This window comes from Bifidobacterium sp. AGR2158 (assembly GCF_000424225.1).
Classification (GTDB): domain Bacteria; phylum Actinomycetota; class Actinomycetes; order Actinomycetales; family Bifidobacteriaceae; genus Bifidobacterium; species Bifidobacterium anseris.
The window spans coordinates 105892-122269 of the sequence record NZ_AUJM01000012.1 but is presented as its reverse complement, the minus strand read 5'-3'; the positions used below and the strand labels follow the sequence as shown (position 1 = coordinate 122269).

At 62.3% G+C, this 16378-nt stretch carries 10 protein-coding genes and 2 tRNA genes; 7 read left to right on the top strand and 5 right to left on the bottom strand.

The window, feature by feature from the left end; translation table 11 throughout:
* The first annotated feature begins 335 nt into the window (after window positions 1-335).
* Entirely contained in the window at window positions 336-4895 is a 4560-nt protein-coding gene (locus G606_RS0103180; RefSeq protein ID WP_155802744.1) for a SpaA isopeptide-forming pilin-related protein, read from the top strand.
* A gap of 103 nt (window positions 4896-4998) precedes the next feature.
* On the opposite strand, the gene G606_RS0103175 is transcribed toward G606_RS0103180, so the two are convergent.
* From G606_RS0103175 to G606_RS0103160, 4 genes are all read right to left on the bottom strand, one after another.
* Window positions 4999-5346: a phenylpyruvate tautomerase MIF-related protein gene (locus G606_RS0103175; protein WP_026644741.1), complete on the bottom strand. Its 348-nt coding sequence runs from the start codon at window positions 5344-5346 to the stop codon at window positions 4999-5001.
* 178 nt (window positions 5347-5524) lie between these two features.
* A complete protein-coding gene (locus tag G606_RS0103170; RefSeq protein ID WP_026644740.1) occupies window positions 5525-6082 on the bottom strand; it encodes a GtrA family protein in 558 nt (185 codons plus the stop codon).
* 425 nt (window positions 6083-6507) lie between these two features.
* On the bottom strand, window positions 6508-7452 hold the full coding sequence (locus G606_RS0103165; RefSeq protein ID WP_231371395.1) for a hypothetical protein: 945 nt from the start codon (window positions 7450-7452) through the stop codon (window positions 6508-6510).
* Window positions 7453-7479: 27 nt separating this feature from the next.
* Window positions 7480-8139: a histidine phosphatase family protein gene (locus G606_RS0103160; protein ID WP_026644738.1), complete on the bottom strand. Its 660-nt coding sequence runs from the start codon at window positions 8137-8139 to the stop codon at window positions 7480-7482.
* A gap of 286 nt (window positions 8140-8425) precedes the next feature.
* Here G606_RS0103160 and G606_RS09720 point away from each other — a divergent pair, with 286 nt between their 5' ends.
* The 5 genes from G606_RS09720 (at window position 8426) to G606_RS0103135 (ending at window position 13469) form a co-directional block, all read left to right on the top strand.
* On the top strand, window positions 8426-9973 hold the full coding sequence (locus G606_RS09720) for an MFS transporter (RefSeq protein WP_051198460.1): 1548 nt from the start codon (window positions 8426-8428) through the stop codon (window positions 9971-9973).
* 104 nt (window positions 9974-10077) lie between these two features.
* Window positions 10078-11613 carry a glutamate--tRNA ligase gene (gltX, locus tag G606_RS0103150; RefSeq protein ID WP_026644737.1) on the top strand — a complete coding sequence of 512 codons (1536 nt, stop codon included), beginning with the start codon at window positions 10078-10080 and terminating at the stop codon, window positions 11611-11613.
* 215 nt (window positions 11614-11828) lie between these two features.
* Window positions 11829-11901 (top strand) — tRNA-Glu (locus tag G606_RS0103145).
* Between the two features lie 34 nt (window positions 11902-11935).
* Window positions 11936-12010, top strand: a tRNA-Gln gene (locus tag G606_RS0103140).
* Window positions 12011-12131: 121 nt separating this feature from the next.
* The gene (locus G606_RS0103135; protein WP_034523564.1) at window positions 12132-13469 is read left to right on the top strand and encodes a metallophosphoesterase; all 1338 of its coding nucleotides are present in this window, start codon (window positions 12132-12134) and stop codon (window positions 13467-13469) included.
* Window positions 13470-13769: 300 nt separating this feature from the next.
* Here G606_RS0103135 and G606_RS0103130 read toward each other — a convergent pair whose 3' ends face one another.
* A complete protein-coding gene (locus G606_RS0103130) occupies window positions 13770-14522 on the bottom strand; it encodes an IclR family transcriptional regulator (RefSeq protein WP_101671593.1) in 753 nt (250 codons plus the stop codon).
* A gap of 435 nt (window positions 14523-14957) precedes the next feature.
* Between G606_RS0103130 and leuC the strand changes: the two genes are divergently transcribed.
* Window positions 14958-16361: a 3-isopropylmalate dehydratase large subunit gene (gene leuC, locus G606_RS0103125; RefSeq protein ID WP_026644734.1), complete on the top strand. Its 1404-nt coding sequence runs from the start codon at window positions 14958-14960 to the stop codon at window positions 16359-16361.
* Window positions 16362-16378: the final 17 nt, after the last annotated feature.

Genomic DNA, 16378 nt, shown 5'->3' with positions numbered 1-16378 from the left:
TGAGAGCATGTGCCGGCATAGGTGCTGTTTCGTGCTGATTGCTTGACTCTGAGAACGTATGCAGCAAGGGATTGCCCATAATGCTAAAGTACGAAAGTTGGGTAAAACCCCTATAATGTTCATTAAGCGCTTAATCGGCTGTGGGCGCAGGGATGACGAAGTTCCGCGCAGGTCGAAGGCGGCAGAGTCGGAGAGTCGGATATCGGGAAGCGGCCAAGGGAGCAGGGAAGATGAAGTACGGAAGGCATATGCGCGCGCGTCGGCGGCCTGCAGGCGCGCTGATGCGCCTGCAGGCGTGCGGTGCTGCCATTGTGGCATTGACATAGGTGTGCATCATGTCTGTGCTGCCACGTGCGGCGTTTGCGGATGGGTATGAGCAGGCGGATGCGGACACGATTCGGGCGGCCACGGTGGAATTGACGGCCACGGTGCTTGAGCCCAATGGATCACAGACGAAGAAGACATTCAAGAACGATGAACTCAAGAACACCGTGCCGAATGTGGTGCCGAACACCGATCTCGAATTCTTCCTGGATGTGCATCTCAAGGACAATGCGGTGGTCGCCTCCGACAGCAAGCATCTGAGTTGGGAATATGCTGTGCCGGTGCCGCCGTCGGTGGTGGCGAATCAATTCGACGAGCCGCAGATCGTGACCGAAGGCGGCCAGGAAGTCGCGACGATCACATTGGTGAAGAAGGACGACGGTACCTGTGCGTTGCGGGTGGAGTACAACGAGGAGTATGCGCAGGACAAGGATCACGATTACTTCTTCAGCTACAACCTGCGTGTGAACTATCGCGACGAGGCGCTCGAAGAGGGCGACGATCGGGGATGGGAGTTCCCCGGCACCGGCGTGACAATCAAGGTCGACCATACGCCATGGAAGGTGACCGGTGATAAGAACTGTGCATGGGTCGGTCGTTCGGAGACCGACCTCACCTGCACCGTCAAGCTTGAGGCGGAGGGTGATGTCGACAACTTCCGCTTCTGGGATGTGGCGGGTTCGGATCTGAACATGGATCGCGACTCCGTGCAGGTGAAATATCTGTACAACGCGAAGAATGAAGATGCGGCCAAGGAAGCCGCTTTGCAGCTGCAGGGCAAGATCAATCCGATCCCGGATTCGGATACGGGCGAATCCGCAGGCATGACGCTGCCGAAGGGCGCCTATGAAATTACCTACAAGGCATCTATCACGAATGGCGCGCAGGCTGATGCCAATGATGGCGACAAGTACCAGAGCGCGAAGAATACCGCCCATTGGAAGTGGCAGGACGGTGAAGGCGAGAGCAGCTATGTGCCGTCCAAGCGCAACTGGAACTACAACTGGGTGTCCAAGAACGGCTGGGTGGAAGACTCGTCGAAATGGTATGCCGAAGGCAGTGAGCAGAAGCGTGAGATCAAATGGACCGTCGATGTCAACAACGGCGGTGATCGTGCTGATATCAACGGGCGTCAGCTGACTGATACCGTGCAAGACGGTCATGAAATCGATCCTGATACCGTGACGATCCGTGCGTGGGATGAGAACAACCAGGAGATCGATCCGGCAGGTGTGCAGATCGTCGTCAATGACGATCGCAAGGGCTTCTCGATTGATTTCTCCTCGGGAGATCCGAATTACAACAAATATCAGATCGCATACAAGACGGTGCCCACCGACTCTGATGAGCATCCAGTCTCCAAGTATTCGAATAAGGCGGAGGTCTGTGGGCTGACTGAATGCAAGACCGCGACGAAGGATGTGGATCGCCCGAGCAAACCGAATCCCGATCCGGGCCCTGATCCCGGTCCGGAACCGGATCCGGAACCGCCGCTCAATCTCGATCTGATTGAGAAGAGCGTGGGGTCCGCCACGAAGATCCGCAATACGAACGTCTATAGCGTGCCGTGGACCATCGAGTACACGCCGCCGGCCGAAGGCAACGTGACCGAGCTGCATCTCTACGAGGACTGGGTCAACGGCGTCTCCGACGGCAACACGCAGCATATGTGGTACTCGAAGGACTATCTGGACCTCAAAGTCAGTGTTTACAACATCAAAAACGATGCGAACTGCTTGGAAGGCAATCCGAATTGCTGGACGGAGATTCCGACGGATGAGTTGTTCGTATCGGCCGCCGATAAGAAGAAGGGCCAGTCGGGCAAGGGATATCCTAACGAGTATTACGACGTTCGCGAATCGTATTACGACGATGAATATCATCGTGGACAGGGACGTGAACTGCCTGGTGGCACTGACTTCCCGGAAGGCTATTTCCGTGGCGAGGCGGACCGCAACGCCGATGACACCTATGCCCTTCATGATGGTGCGCCGGCGTTCACGTTCTCGTATCTGCATAAGCAGATCAAGGACGCCGAGGGCAACGAAATCCTGAATCTGGACTCGCCAAACCCGTTCTCGCACAAGATGCGCATCACCTACAACACGTTATGCGACGGTACTCCGGATGTGTACATCAACTATGCCAAGTTCCATTACAGGGTAAACGACAAGATCGCCGATGAAGTGGAATCGGCGACGATCCCGTTCGTCGGTGACGTCATCGGTGGCAAGACCGTCGACGCCGAGAACGACGGCGAAACCTGGTGGAACAATCAGGCGAACTGCGACGAAGGCGATGATGGGTACTGCCATGTGCACTGGCGTGTTTGGGGCAACGGCAAGAAGTCGTGGTGGTCGGTGCGCTATCTCTATGATGACGACGGCAACGTCAAGTTCTATGAGGAGTTGCCGGGCATCAGCGGCGTCTATGAGCTGCCGGAATCGATCACGATGACGGATACGCTGCCGGAAGGCTGGGAGCTCGATACGGATAAGCCGATCTTCGGACGTTTCGTGTCGATGGGCGACTACGCGACCGAGGATGAGCTGGAGGCTGCAGGACTGGATTTGGACCTCAAGGGCTGGCTGCCGATCGCCGAAGGCGACAAGCGGGGAGCGCTGCCACAGCAGACGGCGACCTTCGACTTCAGCGGCGATGGCAAGAGCTGCGATTCGGACGTTGCGTGCGCAACCTACACGGTGCAGGCCGGCAAGGTCGTGTTCACGGTGCCGAACGATGGCTCGTTGACGGCGTGGAAGACTGAGCGTGTGGGAGATGCATCACCTGACTCCACGACCGATGGCGGTCCCAACCGATATGACAGGCCTTCCACCCCGCTGGGCCCACCAATCGCCAAGCAGGGCCATTCGATTATCGTCTATGAGTTCGATACGAAAATCAGCAAGGTGGAACTGCGCAAGCAGGGCATGATCGACGGCTCGCGCTTCACTTACACCAACAACGCGAACGTGCAGATTGGCGAACACAGCTCCGACGTCACCGGTGATGTGTTCGTGCAGCAGGGTGAGGCGCCGAATCTGAACAAGTGGGTTGACGGCACTGGCAACAATCAGGTCAAATACGTCGTCGAAATCAATCTCACCCAGCAGAGTCAGCTGCCGGAGGGGACCGTGCTTACGCTCACTGACACGTTGCACTCGTCGAACGCGGCATATGTGCAGTCGTCGTTCAGGCTTTCGACGAATTCCGGTTCATGGGATGAGGTCACCTATCCGGAAGGCAAGGATCATTTTGAAGTGTCCTTCGGACATGCGGCGGGGAGCAATTTGCCGACGGCGACGATCAAGCTGCCGATCGATGGCATGCGGTCGAACAGCATGGACCAGAATTCCGGGCAGCCGTTGTATAAGCAGAAGCCGCTGCGCCTGAACTACACGGTGCAGCTGCGCGGCATTCCCGGACAAGACATCGATCTGCGTAACACGGTTTCGTTCAGAGGACAACTGGACGGCTCGGCGTCGACGAACCGTACGGTCCAGATCACGAAGACGGATACCGACGCCGGTGCATCCGGCTCGGTCACGTTGAAAAAGGTGGTCGACGGCGATAGCAGCCAGAAGTTGTCAGGCGCCACATTCAAGGTCTGCCCGGTCAATCTGAACGCGGCGCCCTCCAAGGAATGGACTGCGGATCGTCGGACCGAATGCAGTGAAGATCCTCGTACTGGCGTCACCGACAGTCTCGGTCGCCTTGTGTTCCATCACGGCGACGGCACTGACGTGGAATCGGAGCTCTATCAGTTCAACGAAAACCAGCTATATGTGGCTTGGGAGACGCAGGCGCCGTCGGGATATGCAGTGAACACAACGCCGCAGTTCTTCTACGTGAAGAACGGGCGCGCCTCCGACTTCGACACGAAGACGCGTGCGATGGCCGCCTATGCGGACCAGCATAATCTGTATGTGTGGGATTCGGGATTCCAAGTCGCCGACGGGCTGACGAGCTTCATGTTCGGCAAGGTGGGTGCTGATAAGGTGACGCAAGGCACCTATAAGGACCCTAATGACCCCACCGCGGAAGAACTGCCGACCTATGTCACGACGGATGAATCGTATCTGGCGGCCTCGGAATGGACGCTTGCGAAGAAGGACGGCTCTGCCGAGATGGCCATCGTCGACGGCGGCGATGAACGTTCCGAGAGCGGCGTCATCAAGCAGCTGAAGGATCACGATACGCGCGATGGTCGCATCGAGGTGCATGGCGTCCCGACGGGTGAGTATACGCTCGTCGAGACGAAGGCGCCGACGGGATATGTTGCCGAAGCGCAGAAGCGGTACGCGCTCACCATCGACGCGGATGGCAAGGTCACATGGTCCGGCGATGCTACGCCGCATGCCGTCACCGACGGGAAAGGCATGCCGACCGGTGAATGGGTCATCGGCAACGCAAAGGAGGAGGAGTCCGGCGTCGAGCTGCCTTCGGCGGGCGGCTTCGGGACGCATTTCGCGGCCTTCGGATTCGCGTTCATCGCGGCGGCCATGTGTCTGGCGGTGGTCGCGCAGAAGAACCGCAAACCTGGCGCCCACGCTGCGACGCGCAGCCGCTGAGCCGGATGAATGAAGAGAGCCGCCGCCGAATCGGATGGGATTCGGCGGCGGCTCTCGTATGCGCTGAGCGTTCGTCGCACGGTGGTCGACGGAGAAGTTCAGGTCAGAAGTTGGAGCCGTTCCAGCCCCAGTCGGGCGTCGCGGTGTAGCGGATGTAAGTGCGGTCGGCAGGGATCTCGAGCGTGTCCTGCAGCGCGTCCATGATCTGCGGCGTGAGCTTCTTCCAGGCGCTCGTCGGCACGTTCGAGCCGAAGACGTTCACCTCGACGTAGGCGACCGGCGCGGAATCGTCGCCGCCGAAATACATCGGTACGTTGTCCTCGAACATGCACATGAGCCAGCCCTCGGACTTGCCGGGGACGGCGGGAATCGCCTGGCCGAAGAGGTTCTTGAGCGTATCGCGCTGCTCTTTCGTGGTCGGCACGGAAACATGGGTGTGAATGACTGGCATCGATCCTCCTTGGAAACACTGGGCGGAACATCGGCCGTCGCATCGGCGTCCGATGATCAACAGTATTCAGTCTAGGTCAGCCGCAGTGCGCCCGACTGAGGTTGTGCCCGACGGCTGAGTGGAGGTTGGTGGTTGAGGTCAACCACCAACTGCCACGGAGACTGCCACGGGCGGCGCGTTACCTCCAGCCTTTGGGGGTGTGCTCGATCGACCACATGCCCAGACGGTGCGAGAAGCTCCGCTCCCACTTGGCTTCGAGCTCCTCTTCGGAGAGGATGTGGTCGCCGCGGCGCAGACGGTTCATTGCGTTCGTGTGCGTGTCGTCGAGCAGCCATTTGCGGATGATGAAGTTCCAGATTGCGACGACGACCGTCGAGATGAGCTTGCCGATGTTCGTGCGCAGCAGATACATCGCATGCTGGCTGATGTAGGCGTCCTTGTTCATGCCGTAGGTGGACAGCCAGATGATGACCATGTTGATGAACAGGCCGACGACTGCCGAGAACAGGAAGATCGCCATCTCCATCCACCGTGCCATGTCCGGACGGTGCTTGAAGACGTATTTCATGCTCGCGAAATAGTTGAAGATGAGCGAGATGAGGAACGAGATCGTCGCGGCGATGACGTTGTGCATGTGGAACACGCCGACGAGGAGGTTGAGGATGCCCCAGTCGATGAGGAACGCGATGATGCCGACGACGCCGAATTTCAGAATCTGCTCAATGAGTTTGCGCACACGAACAGTGTACAAGGGGTCCGTCCGAAGCCGCTGGCAGCGTAGATGTCGCCTGTCTCGGTGGGTATTCGCCCATGATGCGAACGGCGGCTGCATCAAGCCGCGCATAGCTCGATAGTTCAGGGGAGATCTGGGGATATGCGCTGCGTGCCGTCCGGGTGGAGGGCTGGGGTGTGCGATTATGTGCGCTTGGGTTGATGGATGTGTGGTCGAGGGATCAGCATGGTTGATATTGTGCGCCTTTGATGGCCCGGTCTGCCGGGGCGTCTGCGCCCGCCGGCGGTGTGCGTGCATAGCTCGATGGTTTGCGCGAAATATCGAGCTATGCACACGCAGGCACACGCAGCCGCGCGGAGAGGGCAGGGCTGAACGGTCGAACGCGGCGCTATGCGCCTGTGCATCCGCGAGATGGGGAATGGGACGTCCTACAGTTCGACTTCGGGTTTGGTGGGGTCGTCTTTGACGTGGGCGAACTTGGCGGCGAGCGCCTCTTTGTTCTTGCGTTCGTCGTCCTGACGGGCGCGTTCCTTCGCCTCCTTGGGATCCCACAGAATCTCCTCGCGATGCTTGCGCCATTCGGCGCCGGCGATCGGCGCGAGCGCCTGCGCGAGCACGGTGGCGGCATCCGTGGCGTCGTCGTCGCCGTTCGGCGTCGCGTAGGAGGCGACGACGCCGTGGAACTGCTCGGCCGTCAGGCAGATCTGCGGCAGCTGCAGCGTCGCGGCGAAATCGTTGATGAACAGGATGAATGGCAGCGTGAGCCGTTCAAGACCGCGCACACGCTGCTCGGGCGCGCCGCCGGACGTCGGCTCGGCGGCGCCGAGCGTCGCGGCGAGCTGCGTCGTCGCGACGCGCATCAGTTCGTTGAGTAGCACGACGGTGACGGCGTACTTCCAGGCGAGCGACTCGACCTTCGTTTCGGTGTGCGAGGCGACGAAATCCTCAATCGATGCAATGGCGGCGGCGGCGGCGGTGCGCGTTGCGCCGGACCATGCGGCGTCGAGCGTGTCGGCGGCGTCGAGTAGCTCGTGCACGTCGTGCGACGACGCGAAGCCGGCGAGTGTTTCGATGGCGTCGTTCGCGGCGTTCAACGCGTCCACTGTCTGCTGTGGGCGGCCGGGGATCGAATCGGCACCTTCGTAGACGAATTCGGCGTCGGCCATCGGAATCGTCTCGCCGGTCATGACCTCGGCGGCCAGCCGGCTCAGGCGCACCTGCAGATTCTCGCCGTAGCGCGCGTCGTTGTCCATGTGCAGGGCCGAGGTCAGTGGCCACAGTTCGGTCAGGTCGGTGCCCGTCTGCGCGGCCTGACGGACCGCGGGCAGCGCGGCGATGCGTTCGACAGTTTGGTCGGGTTCAGCGTTCATCATGACTCCTTCACGGTTCGTGGGTGACGGCTACGCGATGCCTTTCGCGGGATCGGCGTAGGTGATCGACAGGACGTCGTGCGTCGCGTTGTCGTAGGTGATCGACGTCACCGACGCGAGCGCCGTCTTGCGCAGCAGCATGTTGTGTTCGGGGTGGCCTGTTTCGAGCATGTGGCGGTACGACCAGATCGGCGACTCGTGCGTGACGACGATGATCTGCTCGCCGGGATGTTCGTCGACTTTTTCGAGAGCGAAATTCTGCACACGGTTCGCAATCGAACGGTAGCTTTCGCCCCAGCTCGGACGCCACAGGTTGCGCACAAGCTTAAGGTTCTCGGGACGCCACAGCGCGCCGTCGCCGTGGCCGATGCGCTTGCCGCGGAACTCGTTGCGCGCCTCGATGAGACGTGGGTCGGTGAGCAGTTCAAGCTGTTCCTGACCGCGTTCGGCGCGCAGCGCGTTGAGTTCGAGCAGGATCGCGCCGGCTGTTTCGCGCGTGCGGTCGAGCGGCGACGAGTAGACGGCGACGGCCGTGTTCGTCTGCGGGTTCGCGGCGAGATAGCGGCCGGTCGCCTGCGCCATGCGGCGCCCGGCTTCGGACAGGTGGAAATCGGGAAGACGTTCATAGAGCACATGGTTCGGGTTGTGGACTTTGCCGTGCCGCACGAAATTGATGGTGGTGGCCGTCATGACGCTCCCTTTCGAATCGATGTGAACATTTCACGATAATCGCTTCCACCTCAATAATGTACCGCGTGTCGCGCCGGCGGGTGCGACTAATGTGGTCGTGTTCGCGAACGCATACGCGAGGTGCGTGCGGTACGCGGACGATTCGATTGGTCGCTCGACGACGCCGTCGCCGAATCGCCGACCACCCCAACCACCAACCAACCGCATACGGCGACAATCAAGCCGTGACGCCAAACGGCGCGACGGCCGCATGCGGAACACATCCGCGAGCAGAAAGGAGCGGCACATGGCACAACGCAGGGAGCATGTAGTGACGAAAGGGATCAGGGACGTCAACAGACGGTTGTTCGGCGGCTACGCGCAGCTGCTGAAGATCCCGCACACGGCCCGGTTCACCGTCGGCTCGGTCATCGCGTGCATGCCGTTCCCGATGGTCGGCATGACGATGACGATCATGACGCAGCAGTACTACGGCAACTATTCGCTCGCGGGAGCGCTCACCGCCGTGCAGGCGATCGCCGGCGCCGCCGTAGGGCCTCTGTTCGGCACGCTCGTCGACCGCTACGGGCAGCGGCAGGTCTCGGTGCCGATCATCGCCGTGTGGATGGTCGCCGCCACCGCCTTCGTCTCCTGCGTGCTCGCACATGTGCAGCCGTGGATTCTGTTCTGCATCGTGCCGTTCCTCGCCGCCGTGCCGCCGTGGGGCGCGATGAGCCGCGCCCGGTGGACGAATCTGCTCAAACACGATCGCGTCGGCGTCAACCGCGCATTGTCACTGTGCGGTGTCTTCGATGAGGCGATGTGGGTCATCGGCAATCCGCTCGCTTCGACGTTGGCCGTCATCTCCGGCGTGCTCACGTTCAGCTTCACCGGCGCATGCGTGCTCATCGGTGCACTGATGTTCCTGACCGAACTGACGACTGAGCCAGCAAGCCAGACGCAGCTCGCCCGCGCCGAAGGCCTCACACGTCGCGAGTTCCGTGCCCGCGAGGACGAGAAGGCACGGCTGCTGCGTGCACAGACGGCGGAACGTGACGCCCGCGCGCACGCGAAATCGGAAGGGCTGACGGCGGCCGAAGTGGACGCGGCAGGCAAGGCGGCCTACGAGAAGTCGCTGAGCGGCAAGAAGGATTCGATTTGGGGTCCGGGCCTCGTCGCCGTATGCGTCACCTGGTTCGGGCTCGGCGCGTTCCAGTCGGCCGCCGGCATCTCGATCGTCTCGTTCGCCACCGAATCGAACATGAAGCAGTACACCGGATTCGTGTTCGCATGCTTTTCGATCAGCTCGCTGCTCGGCGCGCTCGTCTACGGCGCGAGGAACTGGACGATTCCGCTGTGGAAGCGCTTCTACGTGTGCCTCGCCGTGGTCAACCTCGGCATCGGCTCGTTCCTGTTCGCCAAGCAGCTGTGGGTCATCGCCGTCATCTACCTGTTCATCGGCGTGTGCCAGTCGCCGACATGGATCAACGGCAACCAGCTGATGCTGCATCTCGTGCCGCAGACGCGCTTCACCGAAGGCATGGCGTGGATGGGTGCGATGAACGCGATCGGAGGGTCGGCCGGGTCGGCGATCGCCGGCGTCGCGATCGACCATGCCGGCTCGCGCGGCGGCTTCGCCGTCGTCACGGCGCTCGCGCTCGTCTCGCTCGCGATCGCGCTGTGCGGCCTCAAGCAAATCAAGGAAAGCACGCAGACGCCGGTGCTCACCGAGGTCGACTCGACCGACGCCGCAGTCGGCGACGGCGACGAGACGGCCGCGCAGTTGGAAGACGTCGCCGCGATCGCGGCCGAGGACGCCCCCGCGGATAAGGCGCAGGAGCGGGCGGATCGCTGAGCGCGTGGCGGCTGCAACACGCCGCCGCCACGTCGGCCGCGCGCGCCACAATAGACGGCATGACTGATGCTGCAATCGTACAACCAGAAGACTCCGTCGAAGACATGAAGGAGCGCGAGCACGCCAAGCCGGAACTGCCGGCTGACGTGCGCGTGCGCTTCTGCCCGTCGCCCACCGGCATTCCGCACGTGGGCATGGTGCGCACCGCCCTGTTCAACTGGGCGGAGGCACGCCACACGGGCGGCACCTTCGTGTTCCGCATCGAGGATACCGACGCCCAGCGCGATTCCGAGGAGAGCTTCAACCAGATCATCGAAGCGCTCGACTGGCTCGGCATCGACTGGGACGAAGGCATTCGCGTCGGCGGCCCGGACGGTCCGTACCGCCAGAGCGAACGCGGACCGATCTACCATGACGTGGCGAAGAAGCTGCTCGACGCCGGCTACGCTTATGAATCGTTCTCGACGCCCGAGGAGATCGAGGCGCGCAACGTGGCCGCCGGACGCCCCAAGGAGTTCGGCTACGACGGCTACGACCGCAACCTGACCGAGGAGCAGAAGGCCGCGTTCCGCGCAGAAGGCCGCCAGCCGGCGCTGCGCATCCGCATGCCCGACGAGGACATCACGTTCAACGACCTGATCCGCGGCGAGATCACGTTCAAGGCCGGCTCGGTGCCGGACTACGTGATTGTGCGTCCGAACGGCGATCCGCTGTATACGCTGACGAACCCGGTCGACGACGCGCTCATGCGCATCAACGTCGTGCTGCGCGGCGAGGATCTGCTCAGCTCGACTCCGCGGCAGATCGTGCTGTACCGCTATCTGATCGAGATGGGCATCGCCAAGGAGATGCCGCTGTTCGGCCACATGCCGTACGTCATGGGGCAGGGCAACAAGAAGCTCTCCAAGCGCGACCCGGAATCGAACCTGTTCCTGCATCGCGAGCACGGCTTCATCAAGGAGGGCCTGCTCAACTATCTCGCGCTGCTCGGCTGGTCGATCGGCCCCGACCGCGACATCTTCACGATGGACGAGATGATCAAGGCCTTCGATGTGCGCGATGTCAAGGCGAATCCGGCGCGTTTCGACCTCGACAAGGCGACGGCGATCAACGCCGAGCACATCCGCATGCTCGAGCCGCAGGACTTCCTCGACCGTTCGGTGCCGTACCTATTCCGCGACGGCGTCGTCTCCGCCGATTCGTGGGACGCGCTGAGCGACCATGAGCGCGAGGTGCTCACCGCCGCCGCGCCGCTCGTGCAGACGCGCGTGCGCCTGCTCGGCGAGGTCGCCGGCATGGTCGGATCGCTGCTGTCCGACGACGCGTATATCCCGCCGGAGGACGACGCGAAGAAGCAGCTCAAGGCGACGGCCGGCGAAGTGCTCGACGCGGCGATCGCCGCGCTCAACGCGGTGCCTGAGGACGAGTGGAAGACCGATCATCTCCATGAGACGCTCAACAAGGCGCTCATTGAGGAGGGTGGCTACAAGCCGCGCGTCGCCTTCGGGCCGGTGCGCGTCGCGCTGAGCGGCCGCCGCGTCTCGCCGCCGCTGTTCGAGTCGATGGAGATCATCGGCAAGCCGCTGACGATGCAGCGTCTTGAAGGCCTGCGCACGCATCTCAACGAGATCCAGGGCTGAACGCCGGCGCGCACTGTGCGGTGTGCGACGCAATGCGTTGATGAAGCGGGGAACATCGTGCTGATGTTCCCCGCTTTTGTTGCTGCGGGTATGCGCGGAGGTGATGTAGCCAATGTGCAGAATCCTTGGAATCATGCGCGACACGCCGTGATTTGCGCAAGTGGAGAATCGCTAGTATATTTTCTTTCTGTTGCTTCACGGAGCAACGAGATGATGCCCCCATCGTCTAGCGGTCTAGGACTACGCCCTCTCACGGCGCCAACACCGGTTCAAATCCGGTTGGGGGTACGAAGTTCACCACCACGGTGATGAACATGCCAATTGGGATGTGGTGTAATTGGCAACACAGCTGATTCTGGTTCAGCCATTCTTGGTTCGAGTCCAGGCATCCCAGCCAATTGAAACCCTCGCTTCGGCGAGGGTTTCGTCGTTTTCCGCGCAGTGTGCTTGCGCAGAAAATGGGGGGAATCCGCATCACGCGCGCCATGTCGCGCACGAAGTGCATTACTGTTGGAAGTATGAGCGAACGAGTAACGAACAAGCAGGCTTTGGCCACGGCCGAGCCGCTGTCGGTATCGCAACGGCTCGGCCGGCTGCAGTTCCACCGTTCGGGGAAATTCCGCATCCTGCAGCTCGCCGACATCCAGGACGGCCCGAAGGTCTCGACGGACACGATCAAACTCATCGAAGTGGCGCTCGCAAGCGTGCGTCCCGACCTCGTCGTCTTATCCGGCAACCAGATCGCCGGATATGACCCCGCCTACGCTGCCACCTTCTGCAAACGCCATTGGAAGACGCCGGCGCCGACCGCGCGTCGCGAGGCGGAGCTCGAACAGACGCGCGACAAGGTGCGCGCCTCGATACGCCAGTTCGTCACGCCGATGATCGACGCGGGCGTCCCGTGGGCGGTCACCTACGGCAACCATGATTTTCAGTGCGGCCTGAGCAATGCGCAACTCGACGCAATCTACCACGAGTTCAAAGGCTGCCTCAACCCCGTCATCACCGCGCATATGAAGCAGACGATGCACGTCGACGACCCGTCCGCGCCGCTCGACGCGGCCGATGTGTGCGTGCGTACGACGGCGCCGACACTCGCCGACGAGGTCGCCTACGCGTGCGAGCCGGGCACCTTTGCGCTGCCGGTCGCGAACGAGCATGGCGAGACGATTCTCGGCGTTGTCCTCGTCGATTCCGGCGATTACGCACCGACGGGCGGCTATGGCACGCCGGACGCGCGCGCGTTGGCGTTCCTGCGCGCATTGCCGGCCGCGTTGGGGCCGCAGGCGAAATCGATCGTCTTTCAGCATACGGCGCTGCCGCAGTACTATCAGCTGCTCAAGCCGGTCGCGTCGACGGCCGCGCGCGCCGTCGAGGGGTACCGGATGTTCTCGGGGCAGTACTACACGCTTGACGATGCGAAGACGGCACCCGGCGGCTATCTCGGCGAAGGCATCAGCTGCCCTGATGATGACAGCGGCGAATTCGCGATCCTGCGGGACACGCATGCGTACTTCGCGATTTCGACTGGGCATGACCACCGCAACGCCTTCGACGGAATCGCCGACGGCATGCGCATGATCGCGTCGCCGACCTGCGGGTTCGGTTCCTATGGGCCGGTGCCACAACGGCGTGCGGCGCGGCTGTTCGAGTTCGATATCCGGCATCCGTACGAACCGCGCACGCAGCTGCTTGCGTTCGGCGACCTTGTCGGCAAGCCCAGTTCGAAGAAGGCCTACGTCTACGGGATGACGGCCGAATCGAAGCCGAAGAGCGAAGGCGTCAACCTGCTGCACAAGCCGACGACGGTCAGCCGCGTGTTCCATTCGATCGCCAAGAACCTGTTCGGCCGGTAGCGGGGCGTGTGCCGGGCCCGTTGCGGGTTGCTTCGTCGACGGTGTCGGTGGAACGGGACGCTGGAAGGGTGGTTTGCGGGTCGGCTGGTCGAGTGGGACGACGGAACGGGGCGCTGCGGGTCGGTTGATCGCCGGCGTTGATGGAACGGGACGCTAGGAGGCGGGTTTGCGGGTCGAAGTGTCGAGTGGGCCGATGGAACGGGACGCTAGGGGAGCATAAAAAAGAAAGGAGGGAACCTGGCGGCTCCCTTCTGGGGTATGCGGCTGCGGCTGGTATGGGCTACAGCGTAAGAGACTGGGTCAGCGACTGATGCTGGCTTTGATCAGGGCATCGGTCAGGTACTTGCCGGCACCCATGACGAGCGGGGCGAAGCGGTGGCCCGGATTCGAACCCATGCGGCCGCTCGGGCCGGAGATCGAGATCGCGGCGATGACCTGGCCGGAGGCGTTGCGGATCGGTGCCGAGATCGAGCACACGCCCTCGTCGCGTTCGTTGATCGACTCGGCCCAGCCGCGCTTGCGCACAGCGGCGAGCTTCGCGGCTGAGAAGCGGGCGTGGCGCAGGCCCTGGTGCAGACGGTCGGAATCCTCCCACGCAAGCAGGATCTGCGCGGCGGAACCGGCTTCCATCGACAGCATCGCGCCGACCGGAATCGAATCCCGCAGGCCGCTCGCACGTTCGACGGCGGCGATGCAGACGCGCTGTTCGCCCTGACGGCGGTAGATCTGCGCCGATTCGCCGGTGCGGTCGAGCAGTGTCTGCAGGATCGGGCCGGCGGCCGCGAGCAGACGATCCTCGCCGGCGGCTGCCGCGAGTTCGGCGAAACGCGAACCGAGGACGAACCGGCCATGCTGGTCGCGCAGCACGAAGCGGTGGCGTTCGAGCGCGATCGCGAGACGATGGGCCGTCGGACGCGCGAGCTTCGTCTGGCTTACGAGCTGACCGAGCGTGGCCGGGCCGGACTCGAGCGCGTCGAGGATCTTGACGGTCTTGTCGAGCACGCCAACGCCGGAATGGATCTCATGGTCATTGGCGGCCGAATCGTTCGTCATCGACGCCTGAAGATTGGAATGCGCCTCTTCGACTGCGGCGTCGACCGTGGACTCGGCCGACGCCATGTCGTCGGGCGTCACCTCGGTTTCGGCGGTGGGCACGGCGGTGACGGATTCTGTCACGGCCTCATCGAGCTGATGCTCGGTTTTTGCGGATAGCGTATTTGAAGTCATGACGACATTATGCCATCTCACATAATGAAACACCAAATCGGAGTGTGCAAGATTGTCGCACATCATGGGTACGGGGAGACGTTGAGTCGACAAAACACAGTGATTCCAATGTTCCTCGCTGCCTCAACCCATTCACCAAACCTCCATATCTCATATAGTGACGTGCATGCAGTGTCTTGAAAGATGAACTCATAAGCTGAACGGACATGTGAACCACGCTCTTGACAAGCGTGACCAGTTTTTGTAGGAGGAAGACCGAGCATGGGAATGACACTGGCCGAAAAGGTCTGGGCTGATCATTTGGTACGCAAGGGCGACGACGGCGCTCCCGACCTGCTGTACATCGACCTGATGCTCATGCACGAGGTGACGAGCCCGCAGGCGTTCGAAGGGCTGCGCCTCGCCGGCCGCACCCCCCGTCACGTCGACCAGCTCATTGCGACCGAGGACCACAACACGCCGACCGTGGACATCGACCGTCCGAACCCGGATGAGACGAGCGCGACGCAGCTGACGACGCTCGAGAAGAACTGCCGCGAGTTCGGTGTGCGCCTGCACCCGCTTGGCGACGCCGACCAGGGCATCGTCCATGCCTTCGCGCCGATGCTCGGCCTGACGCAGCCGGGCATGACGATCGTCTGCGGCGACTCGCACACCTCGACGCATGGCGCATTCGGCGCGCTCGCCTTCGGCATCGGCACCTCCGAGGTCGAACATGTCATGGCGACGCAGACGCTCAGCCTCAAGCCGTTCAAGACGATGGCGATCAACATCGAGGGCGATCTGCCGTCCGACGTCAGCGCGAAGGACATCATCCTCGCGATCATCGCGAAGATCGGTACCGGCGGCGGCCAGGGCTACGTGCTCGAATACCGCGGCAAGGCCATCGAAAATCTGTCGATGGACGCGCGCATGACGATCTGCAACATGAGCATCGAAGCGGGCGCGCGCGCCGGCATGATCGCCCCCGATGAGACGACCTTCGCGTATCTCAAGGATCGTCCGCATGCGCCGAAGGGCGAACTGTGGGATCAGGCCGTCGAGTATTGGAAGACGCTCAGGACCGATGATGACGCGCAGTTCGACGCCGAGGTCACGTTGCGCGCCGAGGATCTCGAACCCTTCATCACGTGGGGCACGAACCCTGGTCAGGGCGTGCCGATCTCGGCCGCCGTCCCGTCCCCCGAGGACTTCGCCGACGCGACCGAACGCGCCGCCGCCGAGCGCGCGCTCGAGTACATGGGACTCGAGGCGGGCACGCCGATCCGCGACATCCCGGTGGACACGGTGTTCATCGGCTCATGCACGAACGGCCGTATCGAGGATCTGCGCATCGCCGCCGAGATCATGAAAGGCCACAAGAAGGCCGATTCGATCCATCGCGTGCTCGTCGTGCCGGCGTCCTCGCGCATCCGCCTGCAGGCGGAGGAGGAGGGCCTCGACCAGATCTTCAAGGACTTCGGCGCGGAATGGCGCAACGCCGGCTGCTCGATGTGCCTCGGCATGAACCCGGACAAGCTCGTCGTCGGTGAACGTTCGATCTCCACGTCCAACCGCAACTTCGAGGGCCGTCAGGGTAAGGGTTCGCGCACGCATCTTGCGTCGCCGGCCGTGGCCGCCGCGACGGCGATCCGCGGCACAATCTCGACGCCCGCCGACCTGTAAAGCATTCCCAAGCAAAG

Coding starts and splice junctions, on each gene's coding strand:
- G606_RS0103180 (WP_155802744.1), top strand. CDS start 336: ATGTCTGTGCTGCCACGTGCGGCGTTTGCGGATGGGTATGAGCAGGCG.
- G606_RS0103175 (WP_026644741.1), bottom strand. CDS start 5,346: ATGCCAGTCATTCACACCCATGTTTCCGTGCCGACCACGAAAGAGCAG.
- G606_RS0103165 (WP_231371395.1), bottom strand. CDS start 7,452: ATGATGAACGCTGAACCCGACCAAACTGTCGAACGCATCGCCGCGCTG.
- G606_RS0103160 (WP_026644738.1), bottom strand. CDS start 8,139: ATGACGGCCACCACCATCAATTTCGTGCGGCACGGCAAAGTCCACAAC.
- G606_RS09720 (WP_051198460.1), top strand. CDS start 8,426: ATGGCACAACGCAGGGAGCATGTAGTGACGAAAGGGATCAGGGACGTC.
- gltX (WP_026644737.1), top strand. CDS start 10,078: ATGAAGGAGCGCGAGCACGCCAAGCCGGAACTGCCGGCTGACGTGCGC.
- G606_RS0103135 (WP_034523564.1), top strand. CDS start 12,132: ATGAGCGAACGAGTAACGAACAAGCAGGCTTTGGCCACGGCCGAGCCG.
- G606_RS0103130 (WP_101671593.1), bottom strand. CDS start 14,522: ATGACGAACGATTCGGCCGCCAATGACCATGAGATCCATTCCGGCGTT.
- leuC (WP_026644734.1), top strand. CDS start 14,958: ATGGGAATGACACTGGCCGAAAAGGTCTGGGCTGATCATTTGGTACGC.